Annotated in this window: 28 protein-coding genes; 11 read left to right on the top strand and 17 right to left on the bottom strand. The window is 69.1% G+C overall.

Annotation, left to right across the window (positions count from 1 at the left end; all coding sequences use genetic code 11):
• Positions 1–20: 20 nt before the first annotated feature.
• From VKZ50_13790 to VKZ50_13750, 9 genes are all read right to left on the bottom strand, one after another.
• Positions 21–650, bottom strand: coding sequence for a TRIC cation channel family protein (locus VKZ50_13790; GenBank protein HLJ60792.1), 630 nt, complete (start codon positions 648–650; stop codon positions 21–23).
• A 97-nt stretch (positions 651–747) separates the two neighbouring features.
• Positions 748–1,161 (bottom strand): hypothetical protein, encoded by a 414-nt coding sequence (locus tag VKZ50_13785; GenBank protein HLJ60791.1) that lies wholly within the window; start codon positions 1,159–1,161, stop codon positions 748–750.
• Positions 1,162–1,182: 21 nt separating this feature from the next.
• Positions 1,183–2,088, bottom strand: a complete 906-nt coding sequence (locus VKZ50_13780) for a fructose-bisphosphate aldolase (GenBank protein ID HLJ60790.1) — start codon at positions 2,086–2,088, stop codon at positions 1,183–1,185.
• Positions 2,089–2,152: 64 nt separating this feature from the next.
• The gene (locus tag VKZ50_13775; GenBank protein ID HLJ60789.1) at positions 2,153–3,016 is read right to left on the bottom strand and encodes an LptA/OstA family protein; all 864 of its coding nucleotides are present in this window, start codon (positions 3,014–3,016) and stop codon (positions 2,153–2,155) included.
• A complete protein-coding gene (locus VKZ50_13770) occupies positions 3,013–3,519 on the bottom strand; it encodes a Fur family transcriptional regulator (protein ID HLJ60788.1) in 507 nt (168 codons plus the stop codon). Before VKZ50_13770 ends, VKZ50_13775 begins: the two co-directional genes overlap by 4 nt.
• Positions 3,520–3,532: 13 nt before the next feature.
• A complete protein-coding gene (locus VKZ50_13765; GenBank protein HLJ60787.1) occupies positions 3,533–4,402 on the bottom strand; it encodes a 2-oxoacid:ferredoxin oxidoreductase subunit beta in 870 nt (289 codons plus the stop codon).
• Positions 4,395–6,161 carry a 2-oxoacid:acceptor oxidoreductase subunit alpha gene (locus VKZ50_13760; GenBank protein HLJ60786.1) on the bottom strand — a complete coding sequence of 589 codons (1,767 nt, stop codon included), beginning with the start codon at positions 6,159–6,161 and terminating at the stop codon, positions 4,395–4,397. Before VKZ50_13760 ends, VKZ50_13765 begins: the two co-directional genes overlap by 8 nt.
• Positions 6,162–6,332: 171 nt before the next feature.
• Positions 6,333–7,172, bottom strand: a complete 840-nt coding sequence (locus VKZ50_13755; GenBank protein ID HLJ60785.1) for a DUF169 domain-containing protein — start codon at positions 7,170–7,172, stop codon at positions 6,333–6,335.
• Positions 7,173–7,193: 21 nt separating this feature from the next.
• On the bottom strand, positions 7,194–8,270 hold the full coding sequence (locus VKZ50_13750; protein ID HLJ60784.1) for an Mrp/NBP35 family ATP-binding protein: 1,077 nt from the start codon (positions 8,268–8,270) through the stop codon (positions 7,194–7,196).
• Positions 8,271–8,631: 361 nt separating this feature from the next.
• Between VKZ50_13750 and VKZ50_13745 the strand changes: the two genes are divergently transcribed.
• A complete protein-coding gene (locus tag VKZ50_13745) occupies positions 8,632–9,837 on the top strand; it encodes a glycosyltransferase family 1 protein (GenBank protein HLJ60783.1) in 1,206 nt (401 codons plus the stop codon).
• Positions 9,838–9,892: 55 nt separating this feature from the next.
• The gene (locus tag VKZ50_13740; protein ID HLJ60782.1) at positions 9,893–10,780 is read left to right on the top strand and encodes an amidohydrolase family protein; all 888 of its coding nucleotides are present in this window, start codon (positions 9,893–9,895) and stop codon (positions 10,778–10,780) included.
• Between the two features lie 276 nt (positions 10,781–11,056).
• Here the strand turns inward: VKZ50_13740 and VKZ50_13735 are convergent, their stop codons facing one another.
• Complete coding sequence (locus VKZ50_13735; GenBank protein ID HLJ60781.1) at positions 11,057–11,188, bottom strand: hypothetical protein; 132 nt, start codon at positions 11,186–11,188, stop codon at positions 11,057–11,059.
• 241 nt (positions 11,189–11,429) lie between these two features.
• Between VKZ50_13735 and VKZ50_13730 the strand changes: the two genes are divergently transcribed.
• From VKZ50_13730 to VKZ50_13720, 3 genes are all read left to right on the top strand, one after another.
• On the top strand, positions 11,430–11,876 hold the full coding sequence (locus VKZ50_13730) for a VOC family protein (GenBank protein ID HLJ60780.1): 447 nt from the start codon (positions 11,430–11,432) through the stop codon (positions 11,874–11,876).
• 140 nt (positions 11,877–12,016) lie between these two features.
• Complete coding sequence (locus VKZ50_13725; GenBank protein HLJ60779.1) at positions 12,017–12,751, top strand: helix-turn-helix transcriptional regulator; 735 nt, start codon at positions 12,017–12,019, stop codon at positions 12,749–12,751.
• 160 nt (positions 12,752–12,911) lie between these two features.
• On the top strand, positions 12,912–13,217 hold the full coding sequence (locus VKZ50_13720; GenBank protein HLJ60778.1) for an NIPSNAP family protein: 306 nt from the start codon (positions 12,912–12,914) through the stop codon (positions 13,215–13,217).
• 69 nt (positions 13,218–13,286) lie between these two features.
• On the opposite strand, the gene VKZ50_13715 is transcribed toward VKZ50_13720, so the two are convergent.
• From VKZ50_13715 to erpA, 6 genes are all read right to left on the bottom strand, one after another.
• Positions 13,287–14,057, bottom strand: a complete 771-nt coding sequence (locus VKZ50_13715; protein HLJ60777.1) for a hypothetical protein — start codon at positions 14,055–14,057, stop codon at positions 13,287–13,289.
• Positions 14,058–14,098: 41 nt separating this feature from the next.
• Positions 14,099–15,076, bottom strand: a complete 978-nt coding sequence (locus VKZ50_13710) for a methionine synthase (protein HLJ60776.1) — start codon at positions 15,074–15,076, stop codon at positions 14,099–14,101.
• Positions 15,073–16,050: a methylcobamide--CoM methyltransferase gene (locus VKZ50_13705; GenBank protein ID HLJ60775.1), complete on the bottom strand. Its 978-nt coding sequence runs from the start codon at positions 16,048–16,050 to the stop codon at positions 15,073–15,075. Before VKZ50_13705 ends, VKZ50_13710 begins: the two co-directional genes overlap by 4 nt.
• A 19-nt stretch (positions 16,051–16,069) precedes the next feature.
• Entirely contained in the window at positions 16,070–17,209 is a 1,140-nt protein-coding gene (locus VKZ50_13700) for an acyl-CoA dehydrogenase family protein (protein ID HLJ60774.1), read from the bottom strand.
• Positions 17,210–17,343: 134 nt separating this feature from the next.
• Complete coding sequence (locus VKZ50_13695; protein ID HLJ60773.1) at positions 17,344–17,568, bottom strand: NifU family protein; 225 nt, start codon at positions 17,566–17,568, stop codon at positions 17,344–17,346.
• A 66-nt stretch (positions 17,569–17,634) separates the two neighbouring features.
• The gene (gene erpA, locus VKZ50_13690; protein ID HLJ60772.1) at positions 17,635–18,012 is read right to left on the bottom strand and encodes an iron-sulfur cluster insertion protein ErpA; all 378 of its coding nucleotides are present in this window, start codon (positions 18,010–18,012) and stop codon (positions 17,635–17,637) included.
• A 193-nt stretch (positions 18,013–18,205) separates the two neighbouring features.
• Between erpA and VKZ50_13685 the strand changes: the two genes are divergently transcribed.
• The 6 genes from VKZ50_13685 to VKZ50_13660 all read left to right on the top strand — a co-directional run bounded on the left by VKZ50_13685 (position 18,206) and on the right by VKZ50_13660 (position 23,374).
• A complete protein-coding gene (locus VKZ50_13685; GenBank protein HLJ60771.1) occupies positions 18,206–18,655 on the top strand; it encodes a secondary thiamine-phosphate synthase enzyme YjbQ in 450 nt (149 codons plus the stop codon).
• A gap of 189 nt (positions 18,656–18,844) precedes the next feature.
• A complete protein-coding gene (locus tag VKZ50_13680; protein ID HLJ60770.1) occupies positions 18,845–20,455 on the top strand; it encodes an ABC transporter substrate-binding protein in 1,611 nt (536 codons plus the stop codon).
• A 70-nt stretch (positions 20,456–20,525) separates the two neighbouring features.
• On the top strand, positions 20,526–21,953 hold the full coding sequence (locus tag VKZ50_13675) for an amidohydrolase (protein HLJ60769.1): 1,428 nt from the start codon (positions 20,526–20,528) through the stop codon (positions 21,951–21,953).
• A gap of 117 nt (positions 21,954–22,070) precedes the next feature.
• Entirely contained in the window at positions 22,071–22,325 is a 255-nt protein-coding gene (locus VKZ50_13670) for a sigma factor (GenBank protein HLJ60768.1), read from the top strand.
• 2 nt (positions 22,326–22,327) lie between these two features.
• Complete coding sequence (locus VKZ50_13665; protein HLJ60767.1) at positions 22,328–22,660, top strand: plastocyanin/azurin family copper-binding protein; 333 nt, start codon at positions 22,328–22,330, stop codon at positions 22,658–22,660.
• Between the two features lie 54 nt (positions 22,661–22,714).
• Positions 22,715–23,374: a hypothetical protein gene (locus tag VKZ50_13660; protein HLJ60766.1), complete on the top strand. Its 660-nt coding sequence runs from the start codon at positions 22,715–22,717 to the stop codon at positions 23,372–23,374.
• 176 nt (positions 23,375–23,550) lie between these two features.
• On the opposite strand, the gene VKZ50_13655 is transcribed toward VKZ50_13660, so the two are convergent.
• Positions 23,551–24,513, bottom strand: a 963-nt coding sequence (locus tag VKZ50_13655) for a ThiF family adenylyltransferase (GenBank protein ID HLJ60765.1), incomplete at its 5' end; no start/stop codon positions are given.

The following is a 24,513-nucleotide window of genomic DNA, read 5'->3' as shown; positions in this document are numbered from 1 at the left end:
CGGACGCGGCGATGCCCCCGCTACCGGCGGCCGAGCGGCGCGGTCTGCCAGTTGAAGCGCCTGGAGAGCATGCGCAGCGCGAAGGTCACGCCGATCGCCACGAGCGCGGCGTCCGACGCCGGCACGCGCAGTTGCTGTTCGAGCAACAGGAAGACGACGCAGCCGGCCAACGCCGTCACACCGTACAGCTGGCTCGGCTTGAACAACAGCGGTTCCTCGCGCACCAGTACATCCCGAAGCAGCCCGCCCCCGACCGCGTTCGTCAACCCGACGATCAGGGCCGCGAGCGCCGGAAGGCCCGCGGCGAGCGAGGCCTGCGCGCCGACGACAGCGTACGCGCCGAGGCCGAGCGCGTCCACCATCGCGAACGCGGTCGCGAATCGTTTCGCGTACGACCCTCCGGCCACGCCGATGAGGCCGCCCACGAGCACCACCGCGACGTAGCGCCAGTCGGTGAGGACACGCGGCACCCGTGTCAGGAACAGGCCGTCACGGATCAAGCCGCCGCCCGTGCCGGTTACGAACGCCAGCACGAACACACCCATGATGTCGTACCCCCGCGCCATCGCGCTCCACGCCCCGGTCACCGCGAACAGGAGCACCCCGGCGAGGTCGAACCCGATCGGAAGCGCGAACTGGCTGCCCGGCATCGCGCGTGGACCGTTACCCCGACCCGCGCGGCTCTGACGCGCGCGTGAACGGTCGGGCGCCGCGGGTCGTTCGAGAGACCCCGTCGGAAAGATGCATCTACGACCGCAGCGCCGGGCGGACGGCCCCGCGGGTCCAGCGCCGCGCGGCGCCCCGCACGGCCACCGCGATCACTCCCCCGGCGAGCGCGCTCAACATCCACGGGATCCCAAACGCGAGGATGAGGACCAGCCCGTACTCCTCCGACAGGTGCGCGCCCTGCACGATGCCGATCGCGCGGTCCACGCCGATCCGCGTCCACACCGCGACCGCGGCGGCGAGGAGCGCCGGCACGGCGTGCAGGCGGCCGGTCCACGCGGCCGCCGCGCCGCAGGCGAACGGGGACAGGGTCGGGAGCGACGCCGCGATGGGGAGCCACGACGTGACGGCGGGGCTGGACCCGAGCAGGTCCAGCCCCTCGAAGACGATCACGCCCGCCGCGACCGCGGCAAGCCAGCGCCCGACCGCGCCCACCCGGGATCGCTCCAAACGGTCCTAGGCCGTTTCCAGCATGATCCGCTTGATCTCCGCGGTGATCCGCAGGGCGTCGGGCATCGACCGCTGCCACATGTTCCGCCCGAAGATCAGCCCGACCGCGCCCGCCTCCATGCAGTGGCGGGCCTTGCCCAGCAGGTCCTCGTCGCCCATCTTGCTGCCGCCGCTGAACAACACGAGCGTGCGCCCGGCGCTCCGAACAACCTTCTCGACCGCCTCCCGGTAGCCCAGGTGCAACGTGTTGTAGGGCTTCGGCGACGCGGCCGCCTTGTCGTCGAACTCCGGCACGTTGAGCTTGACGATGTCCGCGCCCATCTCGCACGCCAGTCGGGCCGCGTAGTCGATGGCGTACAGGCCGTCGCGGCCGCCCTTCTTGTCGATGGCCTCGCCGCGCGGGTACGACCACACGATCAGCGGCATTCCCGCGGCGTCGCACGTGCGCCGCACCTCGGCAAGCTGCCGCATGTCCTCGTCCTGGCGCGGCGACCCGACGTAGAGCGTGTACCCGACCGCGTCGGCCCCCAGGCGGACGGCGTCCTCGACGAAGCCGGTGAGACCGCTGAACGGTTGCGCGTCGGACGGGATGTTCGTCTTGCCGTTGATCTTCAGGATCAGCGGCACGCGGCCGGCGTACGGGCGCAGGTGCTTGGCGGCGAGCCCGTAGTGGAACGCCACCGCCGAGTACCCGCCTTCGACGCACAGCTTCAACTGGAACTCCGGATCGGCGCTGTCGGGGTTGGAGAAGAAGTCCACGGGGCCGTGCTCGAGGCCTTGGTCGATCGGCAGGATCAGCGCAACCCCATGACCGGGCCCGTGTCCGTAGAGGATCCGGTGCAGGCGCGTCTTCTTACCGATCGGCAGATCCATTTCGTCGAGCGTCGGGCGTCTGACCCGCTGGACCACCATACTCTCCACCTCCTGGACGTGCCCTCCGGGAACACGCGCGGCGGGCGCCGCGCGGCCTCCCCGGTCAGGGATTCTCGGTGTCGCCGAGCTCTGTGAAGTGCGCACGCGTGGTCCCTTCGGCGATCATCCGCCGTGTCTCGTAGAAGATCGTCACCCGATCCGCCCACAGCGTCCCCTGGCGCCGCACCATCACGACGTGTCCGGTGAGCGTGGCCACGGACGTCTTGAAGTTCACGGTCGCGTCGGCGCTGGTGATCGCCGCCCCGTACACGTCCGCCTGGACCGGCCCGTGAATCACGGCCCGGTCCTCCGCGCGGAACAAGTCGATCGCGCTGCCCTGCATCCGGCCGGCTTTGTTCGCCACGGTCGGATGTCCCGTCACCAGCCCGTGCTCCGTGCGCTGATCGTACACGACCCGGTCCCCGTTGATGATCAAGTCGGGCGCGTTGAACGCCGTCACGTGGCCCTCGCCCACCAGGCGCTGTGTCGATCGATCGGCGTCGATCGTGTCGGCCGACAGCGCGTACTGGGGCGTCTCCACCGAGGCGCTCCCAGTCATGACAGCCCGCGTCACCTCGTTGGTGGGGGTCAGCGTGAGCGTCACCGTCTCCGCCGTCGCCTGCCCCTGCGGCCCGGTCACGGTGACATGGCCGGACAACTCCGCGGTCCGGGCCGCCTTGGTGAGCCGCAGCGTGTTCGCCGTGGCATGGTCGGCGCCATAGTCGACCTGCACGTGGCCGGACGCGATGAGTGTGGTCCCGGTGTTATCCACGGTGACCTGATCAGACGTGAGATGGAGGGGAAAGGCGAGTGGCAGCGGTGCGGCGCCCGGTGTGGCCGCCCACGACCCGAGGCTCCACCCCGTCACCAGGGCGGCGCCCAACAGGCCGGCTGACGCCGCGCGCAGCCGACCGCGCCAGCCACTCACGGGATCACCGCGGCCGGGGCGGACGCCCGGCACGCGTCACAGTACCCGTAGAACTCGACCCGGTGGTCGACGATGGAAAAGCTCCCGTCGGTGAGCCCGCGTTGCTCGCGCCGGAGCAACTCCGCGACCCGCCCCCGCGGAAGATCCACGACGGCCCCGCACCGCAGGCACGTCCCGTGGTAGTGCGGCTCGAGGTTCGCGCAGAACACACCCCGCACGTCTCCGTACGTGAGCCGGCGAACGATCCCCAGTCGCCCGAGCAGATCCAGCGTGCGGTACGTCGTCGCGAGGTTCACCGTGGGGCAGAGGGTTCGCGCCCGTCCGCAGATCTCCTCGGCGGAGACGTTCACGCGCCCGGCCCCCAGCACGGCTGAGAGAATCGCCCGGCGCTGCGGGGTGGCACGGTAGCCCTGTCGCTCGAGCGCCCGCACGCGGTCGGCGACCGTGTCGGCGCCGCGCCCCGTCCCGGGCCGCCGCCTGATTCTCCCCGTGGTGACCGCCACGTACCCGGCCCTCCTAGATGAACTCCCGGCGCAGCGCGTCCGCCTGCGCCGACGTGAGCGGCGCCAGCCGGCGCTTCGCCACCGGCCCAGCCTTGAGCGCCTTGACCTGCTCCTCGTACGTCGGCTGCCCCGACGCCTGATAGACAATCCCGATCGGGATCCGCTCCCCCCACTCGTGCGCCCGCCGCCAGGCGCCGTCCCGGTCCGCCGGGTCGTGCCCGGCCTCTTCGAGTTTGTAGACGCGCTGCCGGTAGAAGTCGTACGTGTTGATCTTGTTGTAGATCACGCACGCCTGCAGCACATCGACGAGCGCATACCCGCGGTGCTGGATCGCGGCGGCAATCAGCGTCGCCAGATGTTTGGGGTCGCCGGAGAACCCTCGGGCGACGAACGTGGCCCCGCCGTTAATCGCGGTGGCGATCGGGTTGAACGAGACCTCGATGCTGCCGTCCGGCGTCGTGCTGGTGACAAACCCTCGCGGGCTGGTCGGCGAATACTGGCCTTTCGTCAGTCCATACACCATGTTGTCTTCGACGATGTGGACGAGGTCGGGGTTGCGCCGCATGATGCTGAGGAAGTGGTTGCCGCCGATGCCGTACCCGTCGCCGTCGCCCGTGACGCAGACCACGTTGAGATCGGGGTTGGCGAGCTTCGCTCCCATCGCGATCGGAAGCGATCGCCCGTGGATCGTCGTGAACCCGTTCGCGTTCATGTAGTCGGGAAGCTTGCTTCCGCACCCGATGCCGGAGACGAACAGCACCTCGTGCGGATGGATCTCCAACTGGGCGAGCGCGCTCTTCACGGCGTTCAGAATGCCGTAGTCCCCGCACCCGGGGCACCACGTCGGCTTGATCGGGCTCTGATACAACTTCAGATCAAGCATGAACCTTGGCCTCCTTGAGGTTCGCGAGGATGTAATCGGCGCTGAGAGGCCGGCCGTCCCACCGCAACACGAAATGGTCGGCCCGGCGTCCGGTCATCGCCCGCACGAGATGGGCGAACTGTCCGGTCTGGTTGCCCTCGACGGCGACCAGCACTCGCGCCGCCTCGATCAGCGGCGTCGCCTTCGCCTCAGGGAACGGCCACACATCCACGAAGTGCAGCAGGTTCGCCCGGGTGCCGGCGGCATTGAGCCGGTCGACCGCCTCGCGCATCGCCCCGTACGAACTGCCCCACCCCATCAGCGTCAGGTCCGCGCCCTCGGGCCCGTAGATCGTGGGCCCGCCGAGATCCTCCACGATGTGCCGAAACTTCCGCATGCGTTTCCCGGCCATGCGCAGGCGGTTGGCCGCGTCCTCGTCCTCAAAGTGCCCGTACTCATCGTGCTCGTCGCTGCACGCCTGGTGCACCGCCTTCGGGTGTCCCGGCAGCGCGCGCGGCGAGACGCCGCTCGGCGTGTCCTTGTAGCGCAGATACGGCCCCGCGAGCCCGTCAAGCTCCCCCGCCGTCAACATCTCCCCGCGATCGATCGTGACGTGCTCGATCGGTAGGTCGGACGACAGCAGCGGCCGCAGGGCGGTCGTCAGGTAGAACTCGGTCATGACGATCACCGGACACTGCCACTTCTCCGCGAGGTTGAACGCCCGCACCGCGGTGTGGAAACACTCCTCCTGCGTCCCGGGCGTCAGCACGATCCGCGGAAATTCTCCCTGACTCGCGAACAGCGCGAACAGCAGGTCCGCCTGCTCGGTCTTCGTCGGCATTCCGGTGGACGGTCCGGGCCGCTGCGCCTCGACGATCACGACCGGCACCTCCGCCATCCCCGCGAGGCCGAGGGCTTCGACCATCAGCGAAAACCCGCCGCCGCTCGTCGCGGTGAGCGCCCGCGCACCGACGTTGCCCGCACCGATCGCGAAACACACCGCCGCGATCTCGTCCTCGGTCTGCTTCACGACGATGTCGTACGCGTTTTGGTGGGCGGCCATGAACTCGAGGATCGAGCTCGCCGGCGTCATCGGGTACCCGGACATGAATCGGCAGCCGGCCGCGATTGCGCCCATGGCGAACGCTTGGTTACCGTGGACCAGCACGCGCGCCGGGCGGCTGTCGAGCGGGGAAACCTTCCAGTCGAACGATCCTGCGTACCGCTCGCGGCCGACGCGATAGCCCTCCTCGGCGACCTTGAGGTTGCTCTGCACGACCGCGTCGCCTTTCCGGGCGAAGTTCTCCCGAATCTCGCCGGCGATGAACTCGAACGGGTACTCGATAATTCCCGCGACCGCGCCGAGCCCGGCCGTGTTCGTCATGATCTTGTTCCCGCCGATCTCCTGCGCGATCTTGTGAAGCGGCATGGAGTAGCTCTGGGTGCCCCGTGCGCTCACCGCGCCAGCGTCGAATTTCAAGCCTTCGTCGAAGACCAGCGCCCCACCCGGGAGAATGTGCGGACCGTACTCGGTCACGGCCTCGGCGCTGAACGCGAGCAGGAGGTGCGTGCCTTCCGTGTGCGTCCACAGCGGACGATCCGACACGCGGATCTGAAAGAAGTTCAGGCCGCCGCGGATGCGGGACATGTACTCGGGAAACGCGTGCAGCCACAGCCCTCCGTGGCTGAGTGCGGTCGCGAATCCGTGGCCGCCCGATTCCACGCCCTGCCCGGCCTCGCCCGCAAATCGAATCGTCACATCGTTGAGCCGCTTGGCCACTGCGTTCTCACCCCCGTTGAAGGTTGGGCGTCACGTTCCGCCCTCGGCGTCCTCGTGGGACGCGTCGGAAGGCTCCGCCCCGCTCGCCGGTCAAATGTCGCAGCAGGACTGCCGGGTGCCCGCTTCCCCTCCGTCGGAACGCTCCCTGGGGCCGGTGGCCGCCGTGCGCCGCTAGCCGCCGCGGCGATCGCGACCGGTTCCGGCGGGGTCCTCGCGCGGACCCTCCGCGGGCTCCCCGTGCTGCTCTTCCCACAACGCGTCGAGTTTGCGGTACTTCTCCGGAAACTCGCCGGTGTATCGGAGCCACGCGGGAATCGGATAGCGGACGCCGCCCCGATGCGTTCCCGCGAGCCCCTCCACCAAGTCCCCGACCATCGCCCACGGGATCGTGAACGCCATTTCGTGGTCCTCGGTCTGCCCGTAGATCCGGTCTCCGTAGCACGGCAGAATGACCTGGGGCTGGCCCGCGTGCATCGTCTCGATCACGGCATCGGCGCAGTCGAGCCGCGCGGAAAAGCTGCTGTGCAACCGCCCGCCCCGGCGGTAGAGGGCCGCGGCCACGAGACGCATCACCTGGGCTGAGTTCCCGTAGACTAGCACGACGTGGGGCTCGAACTTCGCGCGCCCGAGCGGCGCGATGAGGATGCGCTCGTACTCCCCGAACACGAACTTCGGAACTTCCGCCTCGGTGAGGGCCGCGGCCTCGGGCGTCCCGACGTACATCCCGCACGCCAAATTGCCCTCCGCGTAGTACGGAAGCACCGGCTCGAACCCGAACGCCGTTTTCGCAAGCGGGCAGCTGAGATCGTCGCGCCCGACCGCGACCGCCCACCCGTAGCGACGCGCGATCGAGAACGTCTGGCAGATGGCCACCCGGATGCCCATGTCCCGGCTGGGGATCCGGACGTTGTCGGGCAACGCCTCGCCGGCGCGCACCATCCGGATCCCGACCGGAAACGTCTGTGGCCGGACGTGTTTTTCGATCTCTGCGTTCAGCGTGACCGGGTCCATGCTACGCGCGTCGCCTCCGCCTCATCGCTTGAGCAGGGCGTCCGCGATCTCGTAGAACACGCGCGCGGACGCACTGTCCGGAGCGCCCACCGCGACGGGAGTCCCGCGGTCGCTCCCCTCGCGGATCGCCGGGTCGAGCGGGATCCGTCCGAGCAGCGGGGCGTCGACCATCCGCGCGAGCTGCTCACCGCCGCCCTGCCCGAAGATGTACACGGGATCGGCGCCCGGGGCCGGCAGAAAGTACGACATGTTCTCGACGACACCGATGACCGGCATGTTGACCTTCTCCGCCATCTTGCCGGAGCGGTAGGCGACACCGGTTGCGGTAGACTGTGGCGTCGTGACGATCAGCATCTCCGACCGGGGCAGGGTCTGGGCGATCGTGAGCGAGACATCCCCGGTCCCGGGCGGGAGATCGATTAGGAGTTCGTCGACCTCGCCCCAATGGACCTCGGTGAGGAACGTCGTCAGCGCCTTGTGGAGCATCGGCCCCCGCCACACCACCGCCTCGCCCTCGTCGACCATGAACCCGATCGACATGAGCCGCACACCCCATCGCTCCATCGGGATGATCATCTGGTCGATGATCGTGGGGCGCCCCGACACGCCCATCATCTTTGGGATGCTGAACCCGTACACATCGGCGTCCACGATGCCGACCGTGCGCCCGCGCCGGGCCATCGCCACGGCGATGTTCGCGGTCACGGTGGACTTGCCGACCCCGCCCTTGCCGCTCGCAACCGCCAGCACGCGCGTTTTCGACGTTGGCGCGAGCAGCGGGGACTGCCGCTGCGGGCCGGGGCGGAGCTGGCCGATGAGCGCCTGGCGCTGCTCCTGGCTCATCACGCCGAGCTGGACATCCACGTGCTCGACCCCGGGGAGCTCCGCGACCTTCGCCTTAATGGAGTCGATGATTGTCTCCCGGAGCGGGCACCCGCTGATGGTCAGGAGCGCGTCGACCCGGACGTCGCCGCCTCGGATCGCGATCTCCTTGACCATGTTGAGCTCCACGATGCTGCGGTGAAGCTCCGGGTCCATCACGCCGCGCAACGCTTCAAGCACCTGCTCTCGGGTCACAGCGAGCTCGCGGGCAGACATTCTTGCCTCCTCGATATGCTCCCAGGGCGCGGGTTCCGGCTCGGAGTCCCGTTCCTGCGACGGGTCGCCGGGTTGGACGAAGGGCCGGTGAGAGTCATTCTCAGTACCCACTCAGCGTAACATCGAGGCTGGGGAGCGTCAAGGCGCCCGGGAGGCATCGTCTCGTGGGCCTGTGGCGAGCGTCCGGGGTCGCCCAATCCTCCCAGATCAGGCCGGTTGACTCGGGCGAACCCCAACACGTTCGCCGCGACCCGCGTCGCGCGACGGCGCCGCGCCTGGCCCGCGATCAGCCCGTCGGAGGCATCGACAGGCGTCCCCCCGAGTCTCCAGCGCAGCGCGGACGCAGGGCGAGGCGTTTCCGGTGCGGGTCGGCGAGGAACCCGGCTCGCCCACCGCCAATCGCTTCATCGTGCGCATCCTCATCAACGCCGTGTCGGCCCGCATGGGTGGCTCTGCCACCCACCTCCCCAACTTCCTCCGGACCGCCGGCGTCCGCTATCCGTCGGATGCGTTCGTGGCGTGCGTGAACGCCCGGTGGCCGGCGCCGGAGCTGCCCGGCAACGTACGGCTGATCCGCACCGGAGAACTGCGGGGCAGGCTCGCCCACGCGATGTGGGACCAATGGGGGATCAGGCGGGTCCAGGCGCGGGAACGGCCCGACGTCCTCGTCTCCCTCCTCAACTTCGGCCCCATTCGCAGCGGCGTCCCGCACATCGTCTTCCAGCGTAACCCGGTGTACTTCTGCGACTACTACCTACGGAGTCTCACGCTCCGCCAGACGGTCATGGTCACCGCGACCCGCGCGCTGGCCCACGCGGTGATGCGCGGTGCCCGCCGCGTGGTCACGCCGTCGGCCGCGATGCGAGACATGATCCGCGCCGTCTATCCGGGCCTGCCGGCGGAGCGGTTCCGCGTCGTGCCGCACGGGTTCGGCCTCGAGGCGTTCCGCACCGCCACGCCGCTGCCTGCCGAGCTCGCCGCCGTCCTCGCGCGATCGGAGGGCACACGGCTCTTGTACGTGTCGCACGCGGCGTCGTACAAGGGAGTCGAGATCCTGCTCGAGGCGACCCGGCTGCTTCGGGACGCGCAGGTCCCCTCGACGACGTGGCTCACGATCGCCCCCGAGGACTGGCCGAACGGCTTCCCGCGATACGAAGCGTTCATCAAGCGCCACGCGCTCGCAGACCGGGTGCGGCTCCTCGGGCGCGTCCCGCACGCCGCGGTGCACCACGTCTACGCCGCGGCCGACCTGTTCGTCCATCCCTCCCTGTGCGAGTCGTTCGCGTTCCCGCTCGTCGAGGCGATGGCGAGCGGCGTTCCGGTGATCGCCGCGGACCGCCCACTCAACCACGAGATGTGCGGCGACGCCGCCGCATTCTACCCGCCCGAGGATCCCGTGGCGCTTGCCGCGGAGGTGACGCGGCTGCGCGATGACGCGGACCGGCGCCAGCGCATGGCCGACGGCGGGCGCCTCATCGCGCAGCGCTTCTCGTGGGAGTCGCATGTCGACGCCGTGATGGACGTCGTGCGCGACGTCGCGGGCGCCGCATCAGTGCACCGCGACTGAGCTGACGCGGTCGCGCCGAGCAGGCAACGCGGGGCTCGTCGAGAAAGCACCTCGCATGGCTGCGTCGTCCGGCCCGCGCCGGTTGATCATCGATTCGCAGGTCCACATCTGGAAGGCCGAGACACCCGACCGGCCGTGGCCCGCCGGCGGGGCGGCGCGCGCTCACCTCCCCGAACCGTTCGGCTACGATCCGCTGGTGTCGCTGATGAACGAAGCCGGCGTCGACCGCACCATCCTTGTGCCTCCTTCGTGGGAAGGCGATCGGAACGATTATGCGCTCGAGGCCGCCGCGACATTTCCCGATCGGTTTGCCGTGATGGGCCGGATTCGCGTGGACGATCCCGCATCGGCCGCTCTGCTGTCGAAATGGAGAGACCGGCCGGGGATGCTTGGAATTCGCCTGACGTTCCTCGGCTCCCAGGCCTCCTGGGTCAATGATGGAACCGCCGAGTGGTTCTGGCCAGCCGCCGAGAAGGCCCGGATTCCGGTCATGTGTCTCATCCGTCACGGGCCGGCGGACCTGGCGCGCATCGCCGAGCAGCACCCTCAGCTCACGCTCATTCTCGATCACATGGGGCTTGCGGGCGAAATGCACCTAGGAGTGTCGGACGAGGCGTCCAGGGCCCGCCTGCGCGCCGGCGCGATCGCCCAGACGGTCTCGCTCTCGCGGTACCCGAACGTATCGGTCAAACTCTCGTCGGCGCCAGCGTACTCGTTCGAGGCATATCCCTTTCGCGACATGGCGTCCCACATACGCCGCGTGGTCGACGCGTACGGTCCGAGGCGCTGTTACTGGGGAACCGATCTGACCAAAGCGGTCGGCACCATATCGTACCGTGACCACGTCCGGTACTTTACGGAAGCGCTGGAGTTTCTGTCCGAGCAAGACAAGGACTGGATCATGGGGCGCGCGATTCTCGCCCGCCTCGGCTGGGCGGCGTAGCGTTCGACTGAGGTACGTCGACCCTCGCCACCGACACCCTCGGCAATTGCCGGCCGCTCTCCTGTGGACGCTCGAGGCGCGGAACGTGTTCCGGGCCTGGACGAGACGCGTGGGCACCGACGTCGCCTGGGATCGATGGGGAAGAGGTATGCGGGTGGAAGGCGTACGCGGGCGCTACCCAGTCGCTCGCGGGTTGCTGAGGGCCGGATCCTGTCCCCTTTGACAGGGTCTGCCCTGCCTGTTGCGCCGGTGCCGCCGCGCGGCGGAAGCGCTACACTACGGGCAAACGGCACCGGCGGAGCGCTGATGATCGCGGATGCAGCCATACTTGTCGAGATGAACACGCTGCACCGGCGTGATCTTGAGCGCGAGGCAGCCCACGACAGCCTCGTCCGCGCCGTCGAGCACCGGCCCTTGCCTGGTCCATGCGCGAGAAGATCGTCCTCCCACGAGCTCGACGAGGGGCAGCGAAATCTGGCCCGCACTCGGCACACGTGGCGATGGCCACGAACGAGGGGGAAGGGACTCAAGCGAGCCACGGCATCGTCCCCACAAGACGATCGGTACGAAGGAACCGGGGGCCAAGAACGCCACGACGATGAACAGGCGCACGGAGCGCACCGGCTCGCGCGAAGGACGGTGAAACCGCGTGGCAGATGGGCAACAACACCGGGCACCTGACCGCACGGCGACCCCGACGGGCCGCATCGCGGAGGTTGTCCTTCGCGTCAACGACCTCGAGACCATGGTCGCGTTCTACCGCGACGTCGTCGGCCTTGAGGTGGTTCACAGGGCCGCCCACATCGTCTTCTTGAAGATCGCGGACTTGGACACGCCGCTCGGGCGCGGTGGACACCCGCAACTGCTTGGGCTGGTGGACCGGCACAGGCCGCTGGACGCGATGCGCTCCACGTTTGATCACCTGGCCTTCGAGATTAACCGCGCGAATTTCGAGCGGGAACAGGAGCGGCTCACGCGGCTGGGACTCGACATCGACATCGAAACATTTGGCTGGTTGCACGCGCGAGCGCTGTTCTTCAACGACCCGGAAGGAAATCGGCTCGAGCTGATCTGCCACGACGACACCGTAGGATAGTTCCCGGAGCGCACCGCTTGGCGCGCTGTGGTGGGCGCGACACTGGCATGGTTGGCCCCTGGCACGTGCGAGCCAGCGGACACGGCTCCGTCCGGCACAGTTCACGCCAGCATGAATAGTCTCCGGTGTAGAATAGGCGCATGACGGTTCGCGTGCGTGCCCGCCATTCCCCCGATCCCAACGTGGCCAACGTCGCGGCCCTGATCGGCGATCGCACCCGCGCGGCGATGCTGTTCGCGCTTCTCGACGGGGGCGCGCTGCCGGCCTCGGAGCTCGCCTACCGCGGCGCGGCGTCTCCCCAGGCTGCGAGCGCGCATCTGCGAAAACTCGTGGACGGGAGGCTTCTTGCCGTCGCCCCGGTGGGCCGCCAACGATTGTACCGCCTCACCTCGCGCGACGTGGCGCGGGCGATCGAGGCCCTGCTGCTGATCGCCCCGCCGCCCCGCATCGTCGCGCTGACGCAGCACAGCGCGACGCAGCGGCTGCGGGCGGCCCGCGTGTGCTACGACCATCTCGCCGGTCGGCTCGGCGTCGCCATCACCGACGCGCTGCTGGCGCGCAGGCTGCTCCGCGCGGGCGGCGCAGAGTTTTCCGTGACGCGCCGGGGCGAACGGTTCTTCGAGGGGCTCGGGATCGACGTGCCCGCCTTGCGCGGGCGGCGCCGCCCGCTCGCGCGGCCATGCATGGACTGGACGGAGCGTCGGGCCCACCTGGCCGGCAGCCTCGGCATGCAACTGCGCGACTGCTTTGTCGCGAACGACTGGGTCACCCGGCATGCGCGCGACCGCTCGCTCACCCTCACCGAGCGGGGACGGCGCGCGGTGGCGCGGCTGTTCGGCCTGGGCGCGGTGCCGACACAGTCAACTCCCGCGTGAACGATTCTGGCCCTATGATGTCACCGAGCGAACGCGCGGCGAGGGGCTGTCGATGCGGCGCATCCGCGGGCGCGATCCGCGCGAGCGGGCTGCGGGGCCGTCGCGCGAGGCACCTTACGGGCATCCCGCGACAGGGTATGCCGATCACGAGGAGGGCGTCATGGCGATCACCGTGTTCATCCGGTACCAGCTCGACCCGTTCCAGAAGAGCGCGTTCGAGGAGTACGCGCGACGCTGGCTCACGATCATCCCGAAGTGCGGCGGCGATCTGATCGGGTATTGGATGCCGCACGAAGGCACCAACAACATCGCGTACGGGTTGATCTCGTTCGAGAGTCTGGCGGCCTACGAAGCGTACCGGGCGCGTCTTCGAGCAGACGCCGCGGGCACCGCGAACTTCCGCTTCGCGGAAGAACAGCGCCTGATCCTTGCTGAGGAGCGGGCGTTCTTGCGGCCGGTGACCTAAGCGACCGGCCGGAACCGCAACACCAGGGCGCCCAGCCCTGCGGCGCGAATCGTCCCCAACGGCGGAGGCCTATCCGTTCGACGGGGTCGTCGGTGCGGCGCCGCCCCCATCGGGTCGCCTGCGGCGGCGACGCCTGCGGCGTTTCCGGCCGGGCTGCGGGCCGCCTGCGGGCGCGTCTGCCGCCGGGGTCGCCCGGTCCGGCGCTTGCTCGGGCTGGTCTTTGCCGCCCGTCGCCCGGTCCGCGCGGGCGCGCGGGGGGCGCGCGGCGGGCCGTGGGCGGGAGGGACGCACGGCCGCCCGCGCTTCCTCGCGGGGCGGTACGGCCTCCTGGATCGTTCCGCCCGACTCGCCAGCCGCGGGTTCTTCATCCTCGGGCCCGACCTGACCCGGTAGCGTCGTAGAGGTGGCGGTCCCTCGAAGCGCACGTCGGTTGGGCGACTTGCGTTCCGAAGCGAGCTTCACACGGTCCAACATACGCTCGATGAACTGCACCAGAAACTGCCGGGCGGCGTCCTCGCTGACCATGGGGATTCCGGGATCGACTTCGAGGCGGTACAGCACCTCGGTCCCGTCCTCGACGGCGCGCAAGGTGCAGCGGCCGGAGAACGCCCGCAGCGTGCCGAGGATCTGGGTGAACTCGAGCGAGGACGGCGGCCGCAGCGCGACGCGCAGGATGGACTCGGCCGGGAGGCCGATGAAGTAGCCGCGCAGCCCGACGACCTGGGACGCCCCCCGCTTCTCCACCGGGTCCGCGACCATCCAGAGAGGGGCGCCGTACCGGGCCATCTGATCCGGCGGGACGAGGTGGTTGAAGACGTGCTCCGTCGAGGCGCGGACCACCCGGCGCGCTTCGACGACGAGAACAGGCGGCGCGGGCGCGGCTATGAGGCGAGCTCCTTGCGGACCTGCCGGGTCCCTTCCACCATTGCCCGCAGCTTCGCCACGGTCTCGTCGGTCGTTCGGGTCTTGAGGCCGCAGTCGGGCGAGACGTAGATCTGTTCCAGCGGGATCACCTCGAGCGTCCGCCGGATGCCGTCGGCGACCTCCTCGGGCGTCTCCGCCCGGTGGCTGTGCGCGTCCAGGACGCCGAGGCCGATGTCCTTCGTGAACCGCGGCGACCGGAACGTGTCGAGGAGAACGTAGTCGTCGTTCTTGAGCGCCAGGTCGATCTGGTTCACGGCCAGCCGCAGCATCGCGGGATAGATCCGTGGCACGTCGCCGTAGCAGACGTGGGTGACCGTGTAGGCGTTGAGGCCGCGGGTCACGACATCCATCGCCTCCACGGCCAGATCGAAGTCCTCGTCCGGACGGGTGTGGATCGCCGGTTCGTCGATTTGAATGTGCCGCGCGCCGGCTTTCTCGAGGTCGACCGCCTCGTCATGGACCGCCCGCGCGAGTTCGAGCACGAGCTCCCGCCGCGTGGGGTAGTACTCGTTGAACGACCACTCGGCGATGGTGTAGGGGCCCGTCAGCATCCCCTTCACCGGCCGCTTCGTGAGCCCTTGCGCGAACCGGAACCAGTCGACCGTCAGCGGGCCACGCCGCCCCACCGGCCCCACGACCGCGGGCTTGGGATAGTACCGGTTCCCGTAGGACCGCACCAGGCCGGCGATCTGGAACCCGTCCATCTGGTCGGCGAAGAACGCGACCATGTCGCCGCGGTACATCTCGCCGTCGACCAGGATGTCCAGGTCGATCTCTTCCTGGAGCCGGACCCATTCCTCGGTCGCCTGGCGCTCGAGCCGGCGCAGTTCGGCGGGATCCATCTGCTTGCGCGCGACCTTGCGGCGCGCCTCCAGAAGATACGGCGGCTTCGGAAAGCTGCCGACCGTCGTCGTAGGGAGCATCACCGCGGTCATGCGGCACCCTCCGTGGCGCGCCGCACGCCGGCGGCGAGCGCGTCGAGTTTCTTCCGGGCGACCCGGCGGGGCAGGAACTCCAACCCGGCACTTGGACCGACGTGCAGCGCAGCCGGGGACACGAACTCCGCCGCCCGACGGCACGCCGCGGCCACCTCCTCGGGCGTCTCCATCCGCGTGTTGCGGGCGTCGAGCACGCCCAACCCCAGCTCCTTGGTGAACGTGGCCCGGCGCAGCACGTCCCAGTTTCGCTGGCGGCCGGCGATGAAGTCGAGCCCGATCACGTCGACCGGCAGGTCGAGGATTTGCGGGTAGAGACCGTCCACGTGGCCGAAGTACGTGTACAGCGCGCGCCGCGCGCCGACGCCGTCCCACAACGCGTCCATCGCCCGGCGGAACAGCGGCAGCTGGTCGCGGCGAACGAGCAACCCGGGCTCGTCGACTTGGATCAGCGGCGCCCCCGCGTTCGCGAGCGCCCGCACTTCCTGGTTCAGCGCGGTGGCCAGGGCCATGACGAACCGCTCCAAACTGCCGTAGTGCTCGTCGCGGCTCATGACCGCAAGCGTGAGCGGGCCGGTCACCACCGGTTTCACCGGACGGGCGCTCTTCGAAGCCGCGAACGTGTAGTCCACCACGGAGATGGGCGCGCGCCACGTCACCTCGCCGGTCGCCACCGGTTGACGGTAGTAGACGTTGGTATCAAAGTAGCGCTGCAGGCCGTTGATCGTGAACCCGGTGAGCCCCCGCGCGAAGTACGTGAACCCGTCCTCCCAGCGGATCTGTCCGTCCGTCAGCATGTCGATCCCGGCCTCGGCCTGCTCGCGCAACACATCCGCCGTCACATCGTCCTCGACGCGCTTCAGATCGGCCGCGGAGATCTCCCCACGCTGGAGCTTCTCGACGCTGGTCCGCCACCGGCCCGGCGCAGGGGGATCGGGAATCTTCGGGTAACTCCCAACGACCGTCGTCTGCACGCTCGGCACCTCCGCGATCTTATCGAACCAGCTCGCGCGCGATGATCAGGCGCTGGACCTCTGAGGTCCCCTCGCCGATCTCGCACAACTTCACGTCCCGGTAGATCCGCTCCACGGGATAGTCCTTCGTGAAGCCGTACCCGCCGTGAATCTGCACCGCGCGGGAGGCCGCCCGCGCCGCCGCCTCGGACGCGAACAGCTTGGCCATCGAACTCTCGCGCCGATACGGCAGCCCGCGCCACGCCGCGCTCGCCGCCTGCATCACCAGCAGTTCGGCCGCCTCCAACTCGACGGCCATATCGGCCAGCATCCACTGGATCGCTTGGAACTCGCCGATCGGCCGCCCGAACGCGCGGCGCTCGCGCGCGTACGCCACCGATGCGTCCAGGGCGGCGCGCCCAAGGCCGAGGGCGAGCGCCCCGATCCCGATGCGACCTCCCTCGAGGACCTGCATGGCGTCCTGGAACCCCGCGCCCGGGGCGCCCAACAGGTGCGACGCCGGGACCTCGCACTGGTCCAGCAGCACCTCGCTCGTGTCGCTGGATCGCATCCCGAGCTTGTCCTCGTGCTTCCCCACGCGAAGACCGGGCGTCCCGGCCTCGACGACGAACGCCGAGATCCCGCGATGCCCCGCGTCGGGGTCGGTCCGCGCCAGCACGACATACACCCCGGCGATGCTCCCCTGCGTGACGAACACCTTCGTGCCGGAGAGCACCCACCGGTCGCCGCGCCGCTCCGCCCGGGTCGCGAGCGCGCCCGAGTCGCTGCCGGACCCCGGTTCGGTCAAACACCAGGCGCCGAGCGCCTCGCCCGACGCCAGCCGCGGCAGGTACGTCCGCTTCTGCGCGTCGCTGCCCGCGCGTACGATGTGCCCGACGCACAGCGAGTTGTGCGCGGCGACGCTGAGCGCGATACCGCCATCCCCCCAGGCGAGGGCCTCGATCGCAAGCGCCATGCTGACCGTGTCCACGCCGGACCCGCCGTACTCCGGCGGCACCGTCATCCCCCACAAGCCCAGCTGGGCTAACTTCGGCACCAGCGTCTGGGGAAACGTGGCCTCCGCATCCCACCGGCGTGCGTGCGGGCGAATCTCCGCGACCGCAAACTCCCGCACCGTGCGATGGACGAGCCGCTGGTCCTCAGTGTAGTCGATGCGCACCGCCTGCCTCCGCCCCGGCGACCCCCGGACGCCGTGCCCGTGCGGCTCACGCGCCGCGCGGCTCAAACAAAGAGCCCCTCATGGGCTTCCATGAGAGGCTCAGGGTTCCTCTCGCAGGGACCGATCGGGCCGGGCTAGAACGGTGCCGCTTCGACCGCCTTGACCTCAGGCACCTGCTCCTTCAGCATGCGCTCCACGCCGGCCTGCAGCGTCATCATCGAGTACATGCAGCCGACACACGACCCGGCGAGCCGGATCTGCACGACGCCGTCCACGATGTCAACCAGTTCGATGTCTCCGCCGTCCGCCTGCACGTGCGGCCGGATCGTGTCCAGCACCTGCTGCACCCGTGCCTGCAACTCGGAGCCGTCCGTTGCGACCTGTCCCATGATCTGTTCCATCGCCATCCCCCTGCACCGACGCGCCTACGCGCGCGCCTCCGCCTCGTCCCCGCACGGCTGCGCCTGGCCGGCGTCGCTCTGGGTCTTGAACGAATGCCCGCACCCGCACGTGGACACAGCGTTGGGGTTCCGGATCGCGAACCCGGTGGCCGTCACCGACGTGACGTAGTCGATCTCGGCCCCATCGAGCAGGCGGGAGCTGACCTTGTCTACGAGCACGCGCACGCCGCCCCGGTCGATCACCTGGTCGTCCGCCTCTGGCGCGGAGTCAAACGTCATACCGTAGGAGAAGCCGTCGCAGCCGCCCTTGGTGATGAACACCCGGAGACAGAGGTTCGACTCTTCTTGTTCGGCGAGCAGCTCCTTCAGCTTCGACACGGCCTGATCGGTCACCGTAATCATCGGCGTGAAGCCTCCTTGTGTCTCGATCCCTCGGCCGGCGCCCAGACTCCCCCGGCCGCACGCGAGACACGTAAATTGTACGCGTGGCCCAACGGTTTGTCAAACAAGACGGGCCCATGCTACAATGCCCCACGGGCCGCGTGAACATCTGTTCACGGCTTCGAGCAAGGCGCCTCCCGGGGAGGTTCGCGGCGTGGCACGGACGCTCGCACCGGCGAAAGTCGTTACGACGACCCTGACCGTTTCCACGCGCGCGCGCACGGAGATTCAAGATCTCACGGAGCGCGTCGCCGGGCTCCCCGGCGTGAACGAGATCGCGCACGGGTCGGTGCTGATCCACAGCCTGCACACGACGACCGGCCTGGTGATCAATGAGCACCAGGACGCGCTGCACGACGACATCCTGACCCTGCTCCGCACGCTCATCCCCGAGGACAACGCGTACCGCCACAACGATCCCGCCTACTCCGACTGCAATCGCGGGAACGCGTGGAGTCACCTCGGCGCCGTGCTGCTCGGCCAGACGGTGCAGGTCCCGATCGAACAGGGCCACCTGGTGCTGGGCACGTGGCAGCGCGTCCTGTTCTGCGAGCTCGACGGTCCGCAGACGCGGCGCCTCTACGCCCAGGTCATGGGCGTCTGACGCATCGACGAACACCGGCCCCGTTCTCGCCGCTTGGCATCGCACGCCCGAACACCGCCGCCCGTGAGCACAGACGCGATGGAGGCGACCTTGTGAATGGACGCGAAGCCTCAAGGGGACGTTCCGCGTCTCGGTCATCGCATCGAAGGACGCACGGGCGAAGCGTTCCGGCCTGGGAGGAGGCGTGAGATGGGTGGGTCGCTTGCGCGCCGCGGGGCGGCATGGGCCGTCGTGGTCGCCTGCGCGGTCGTTCTCTTCGGCATCTCGGGGAGCGGGTACGCGACGACCCCGACGACGCTCACGATTGCGCTCGGCATCGACGCCGACACGCTGGACCCGCTCGGCCAGACCACCGCCACCGTGTCGAACATCGTGGACTACATGTTCGACCCGCTGATCTGGTACAACGACGAGCGGTCGGGGGCCGGCCCGGGCCAACCGCAATACACCAAGCTCGTCGGGCAGCTTGCGACTTCGTGGACGATCAGTCCCGACGGGCGCACGTACACCGTCAAGCTGCGCCAGGGGGTCAAGTTCCAGGACGGCACCGCCTTCGACGCTCAAGCCGTGAAATTCAACATCGAGCGGGCGCTCGACCCGTCGGTACGCAACTCCGCCCGCTACTACTGGAGCGCCCTCGATACGAGCAAGATCGAGACGCCCGACCCCTACACGATCGTGCTGCACTTCAAACAGCCCAACGCCACGCTGCCGGAGGAGCTGGCGACCACGGCCGCTGAGATCGTGTCGCCGGCCGCGGCCAAGGCCCTGGGGAACGCCAAGGTGGCCCTGGCCCCGGTCAACGCGGGTTCCGGCCCGTACCTGTTCAAGGAGTGGGTGCACGGCGACCACATCACGCTCGCGCGCAACCCAGACTACTGGGGGCGCAAGCCGTTCTTCGACCAGGTGATCTTCCGCGTCGTCCCCAACGCGGGGACTCGCGAGACGATGCTGCGGGCGGGCGACGCCCAGATGGCGTTCGAGCCGCCGGCGCCCGACGTGCCGGCGATGCGCAAGGACCCGTCGCTGCGGGTCGTGGAAGGGCCGACCGACCGGGACATCTTCATCGGGATGAACAACCTGTACGGCCCGCTCAAGGACGCGCGCGTGCGCCAAGCGCTCAACTACGCGGTCAACAAGCAGGCACTGATCCACAGCGTGATCTTCGGGCTGGCGACCGTGCTCGAATCGCCGACCACCCCCAATCTCTTCGGATACACGCGGATCCAGCCGGGGGGCTGGCCGTTTGATCCCGCCCGCGCGAAGCAACTGCTCACGGAGGCCGGCTACCCGAACGGCTTCAGCATTGCGTTCCGGGCGCCCACGGGCCGCTACATCCAGGACTACCAGGCGGCTCAGGCGATCGCCGCGCAACTCGCAAACGTCGGGGTCAAGGCCACCGTGGAGACGGCCGACTGGCCGAGCTACATCGGCGCGCTCGCAGTGCCGGCGGACCGGACCCCGATTCAGATGTACATGCTGGGGCAGGCCGGGCCGTACTTGGATGCCGCCGCGCAGCTGTTCGGAGTGTTCTACTCGGGGCTGTGGCCGCCACACGGATATATCGCCACCTTCTACAAGGATCCCAAGGTCGACCAGTTGCTGCTGGACGGCCAGACGACCATGAATCCGAAGGAGCGGCAGGCGATCTACAAAGAAGCGCAGGAGGCGATCTGGAAGGACGCGCCGTGGATCTTCCTCTGGGCCCAAAACTTCTACGTCGTGACGAGCAGCCATCTCGAGGGCGTGAGCATCGTGCCCACGGAAAAGTGGGCGGCGATCTACGCGACGTGGAAGTAGCCGCTCCACAAGGCCCGTCCGCCAACCGCGCGGCGTCCCCGCGGACCGTGCGACCCTCGGAGGTGCATGCATGCCGTTAGCGTCTGTGCTCGACTTCGTCACCGCACAGGCCCCGCAGTTTGCCGAATTGAGCGATCGAATCTGGGAGACGCCGGAGCTCGGGTTGCACGAGACCAAGAGCAGCGCCGCGCTCGCCGACGCGCTGGAGGCGTCCGGGTTCGCGGTCGAGCGCGGCGTGGCCGGCATGCCGACCGCGTTCGTCGCGACGTATGGAGAAGGCACCCCCGTCATCGCGCTGCTCGGCGAGTTCGACGCCCTCCCGGGCTTGAGCCAGCGCCGCGGCACGACGGAGCACAAGCCGATCGTGCCAAACGGCCCGGGCCACGGGTGCGGCCACAATCTTCTCGGGACGGCGGCCGCCGCGGCCGCGATGGCCGTGCGCCACGCGATCCGCCGGGGGGAGGTCAAGGGCACGGTACGGTTCCTCGGATGCCCCGCCGAGGAGACCCTGGTCGGGAAGGCGTTCATGGTCAAGGAGGGACGGTTTGCGGACGTGGACTGCGCGCTCACGTGGCACCCCGGCCAGCAGAACCAGATCATGAACGAACTGCACACCGCGGTGAACTCCGTCCGATTCACGTTTCACGGGGTGGCGTCGCATGCGGCGGGGATGCCGGAGAACGGCCGCAGCGCGCTCGACGCGGTCGAGCTCATGAACGTCGGGGCGAACTTTCTGCGCGAGCACGTCCACTACACGACCCGCATCCACTACGTGATCACGGACGGCGGGCTGGCGCCGAACGTCGTGCCGAACCGTGCCGAGGCCTGGTACTTCGTCCGCGCGCCGCGCCGGTCCCAGGTGGAGGACGTGTACGCGCGCCTGCTCGACATCGCGCGCGGCGCGTGCCTGATGACCGGCACGACCCATGTCGTCCGCCTGGTCGCCGGATGTTATGACACGCTGGCGAACAAGACGCTCGACGGCCTCCTGCAGCGCACGATGGACGCGATCGGCGCGCCCACCTACACCGCCGAAGAACACGCGTTCGCGCGCAAGCTCCAGGCGACGTTCCCCGACGGCGCGCTGCGCAAGGCGCTCGACGATCTGCGGCGCCGCGGCGTGGACCTCGGCACTCCCGGCGACCCGGGTACGGATCTGATCGAGCAGATCCTGCCTATCCCGCCCTACGGCGAGACGCTCGCGGGCTCGACGGACGTCGGGGATGTATCGTACGTCGTGCCGACCGCGGAAATGCGCACGGTCACCGCGCCGCTCGGAACCCCAGGTCACTCCTGGCAGATGGCGGCGAGCGTGGGCAGCCCGATCGGGCGGCGGGGAATGCTGTTCGCCGCGCAGATCCTTGCTGCGGCGGCCTGCGATCTGATGAGTACGCCGGCGCTGATCGAGCGTGCGAGGGAGGAGCACCGGGAAGCGAGCGCGTCTACGCCGTATGTCTCGCCCGTCCGAGACGTACCGGGCCCGGCGCTCGACCTGTAGGCCCGGCGCTGAGACCGGGCGCGACCGACGCACGCGCAGGGACCGAGAGACGAGGCGGTCTCCCAGAGCATGGCATCCATCCGACCTCCGCGCACGAATGGTGAGTGGAGACTATGGATGGCCATTGCGCGCACGGGAGTGATCGGTGGGCCGGCTGAACCCCTGTTCCATCTTCAAATGCAGACGGGGCGGATCGGCCGCGTGACGACCGAGCCCGGCGACGCGGAGCTGCTCGCACGCGTCGCCGCGGGTGACGTGGACGCGTTCCGGATGCTCTACGATCGGTACGCCGGCGCGGTCTACTCGCTTGCCTACGGCATGCTCCGCGACGCACACACCGCACAGGACGTGGCACAGGACGTCCTCGTTTGACGATGCGATGCCTGGTCGGAGCGGGCGTCGTGCTGGTGGCGGCGCTACCGGAATTCGCGATGGCGGACATGGCACCGCGGCCGGTGACGATTCAGACGTTTCAGTTTCAACCGGCGCAGATCGAGATCGCCGCGGGGACGCCGGTCACGTGGACCAACACCGACGAGATCGAGCACACCGTCACGTCGGGGACGCCGGAGCATCGGACACCGATGTTCAACGCATCGCTGAAAGGGCCGGGCGCGGCGTTCAGCGTGACGTTTTCCAAACCGGGCACGTACGTGTACTTCTGCGATCGGCACCACTTCATGCAGGGACAGATCACCGTCAAGTAAGCGGGACGCCAACGCACCACGGCGCCCGCCAACATCGGGATATGGGAGGCCGAGATGAGCACACGGTGGCAACGCGTTCTCAGCATCGCAACCCTCTGCGCGGCGGTGACCATGGGCTTCGGCGGCGCAGCGGTCACGGCTGCGCCCATGAGTGGCATGACGGATGCCAAGGCGGCGGGGCTGCGCGTTACGCTCGATACCTTGCTGCAAGAACATGCGTATCTCGCGGCGATGGCGACCGGGGCGGCGCTCGGCGGACGACAGGCCGACTTCAAGGCCGCGGCAGGCGCGCTTGACCAGAACTCGATTGCGCTGTCCACGACGATCGGCTCGGTCTACGGCGCGGGCGCCGAGCAGGCGTTCCTGCCCCTGTGGCGCAAGCACATCGGCTTCATCGTCGACTACACGGCTGGACTCGCGGCCAAGAACAAGATGCAGCAGGACAAAGCGGTCTCGGATCTGATCGGCTACACTAAGGACTTCGGCGCGTTCCTGCACTCCGCGAATCCCAGCCTGTCGGCGGACGCGGTGGCCGATCTCGTGAAGGAACACGTCCTCACCCTGAAGGTCGTCATCGACGAGCAGGCCGCCGGCCATCCGATGGCCGCCAGCCAGGCGCTCCGGGCCGCGGCCGCGCACATGCAGATGATCGGCGACACGCTCGCGGCCGCCATCGTGGCGCAGTTCCCGGACAAGTTCGCCCAGCTGCAGTAGGACGACGCGCCCTCCTTCCGTCGTGGCGAGGTGCCCCGGGTGGCCGGGGCACCCCGCGCACTACGCGGAGGGTTCACCGCGGAGCGTGGGGCCCGGGGTCCCGTGGAACGTCGAACGGGGCGGAGCCTGGCTCCACCCCGTTCAGCCGTCTCAGTCCGCGGCGCGCCGCGCGCGCCCTACTCCGTCGGCAACTGCGCGTTCGCCCAGGCTAGGATGCCGCCCTTGAGGTTCATCGCCTTGCCGTATCCGGTGCTCCGCAGCATCGCTACGATCTTGCCGCTTCGCGCGCCCGACCGGCAGTAGACGATCGCCGGCACGTTTGGGTCGATCTCGCGTACGCGCGCAGGCACGTCCCCCATGGGGATCAGCTGGCCGCCCGCGATGTGCGCCTCGTCGTGCTCCCACGGTTCGCGCACGTCAATCAGTTGCACGCCGCCCCGCGCCAGCAGGTCCCGCGCCTCCACCGGGGAGATCTCCGGGATCGGTCCTGCGGCCGCCGCGGCGCGGTCGTGTGCCGGCATGCCGCAGAACTGCTCGTAGTCGATCAACTCATGAATCGTCGGATGGTCGCCGCACACCGGGCAGTCGGGATTGCGGCTCCACCGCACGACCCGGGTCTCCCCTTCGAGCGCGTCGAAAATCAATAGCCTATTGGCGAGCGTCTCGCCGACGCCGAGCAGGATCTTCAGCACCTCGAGCGCCTGTCGTGCCCCGGCGAAGCCGCACAACGCGCCCAGAATGCCCCCTTCCGCGCAGCTCGGCACGGCGCCGGGCGGCGGCGGCGTCGGGAACAGGCAGCGGTAGCACCCGCGCCCGGGCAGGAACGTCGTCGCCTGCCCCTCCCACTTGAGGATACTCGCATCCACAAGCGGCTTCTTCAAGAGGACGCAGGCGTCGTTGACGAGGTAGCGCGTGGGAAAGTTGTCGCTGCCGTTCACGACGACATCGTAGTCCTTGATGATGTCGAGCGCGTTCGCGCTGGTCAGCACGGTCTGGTACGGCACCACCGTGACCTCAGGGTTCACGCCGGCGAGCGTCTGCTGGGCGGACGCGGTCTTGTCCTGACCCACGGCGTGCGTCGGGTGCAGGATCTGCCGGTGCAGATTGGACAGATCCACGCGGTCCCCGTCTACGATCCC

It is taken from the genome of bacterium, assembly GCA_035295165.1.
Lineage (GTDB): Bacteria > Sysuimicrobiota > Sysuimicrobiia > Sysuimicrobiales > Segetimicrobiaceae > JAJPIA01.
This window is presented reverse-complemented; position numbering and strand designations above follow the sequence as displayed.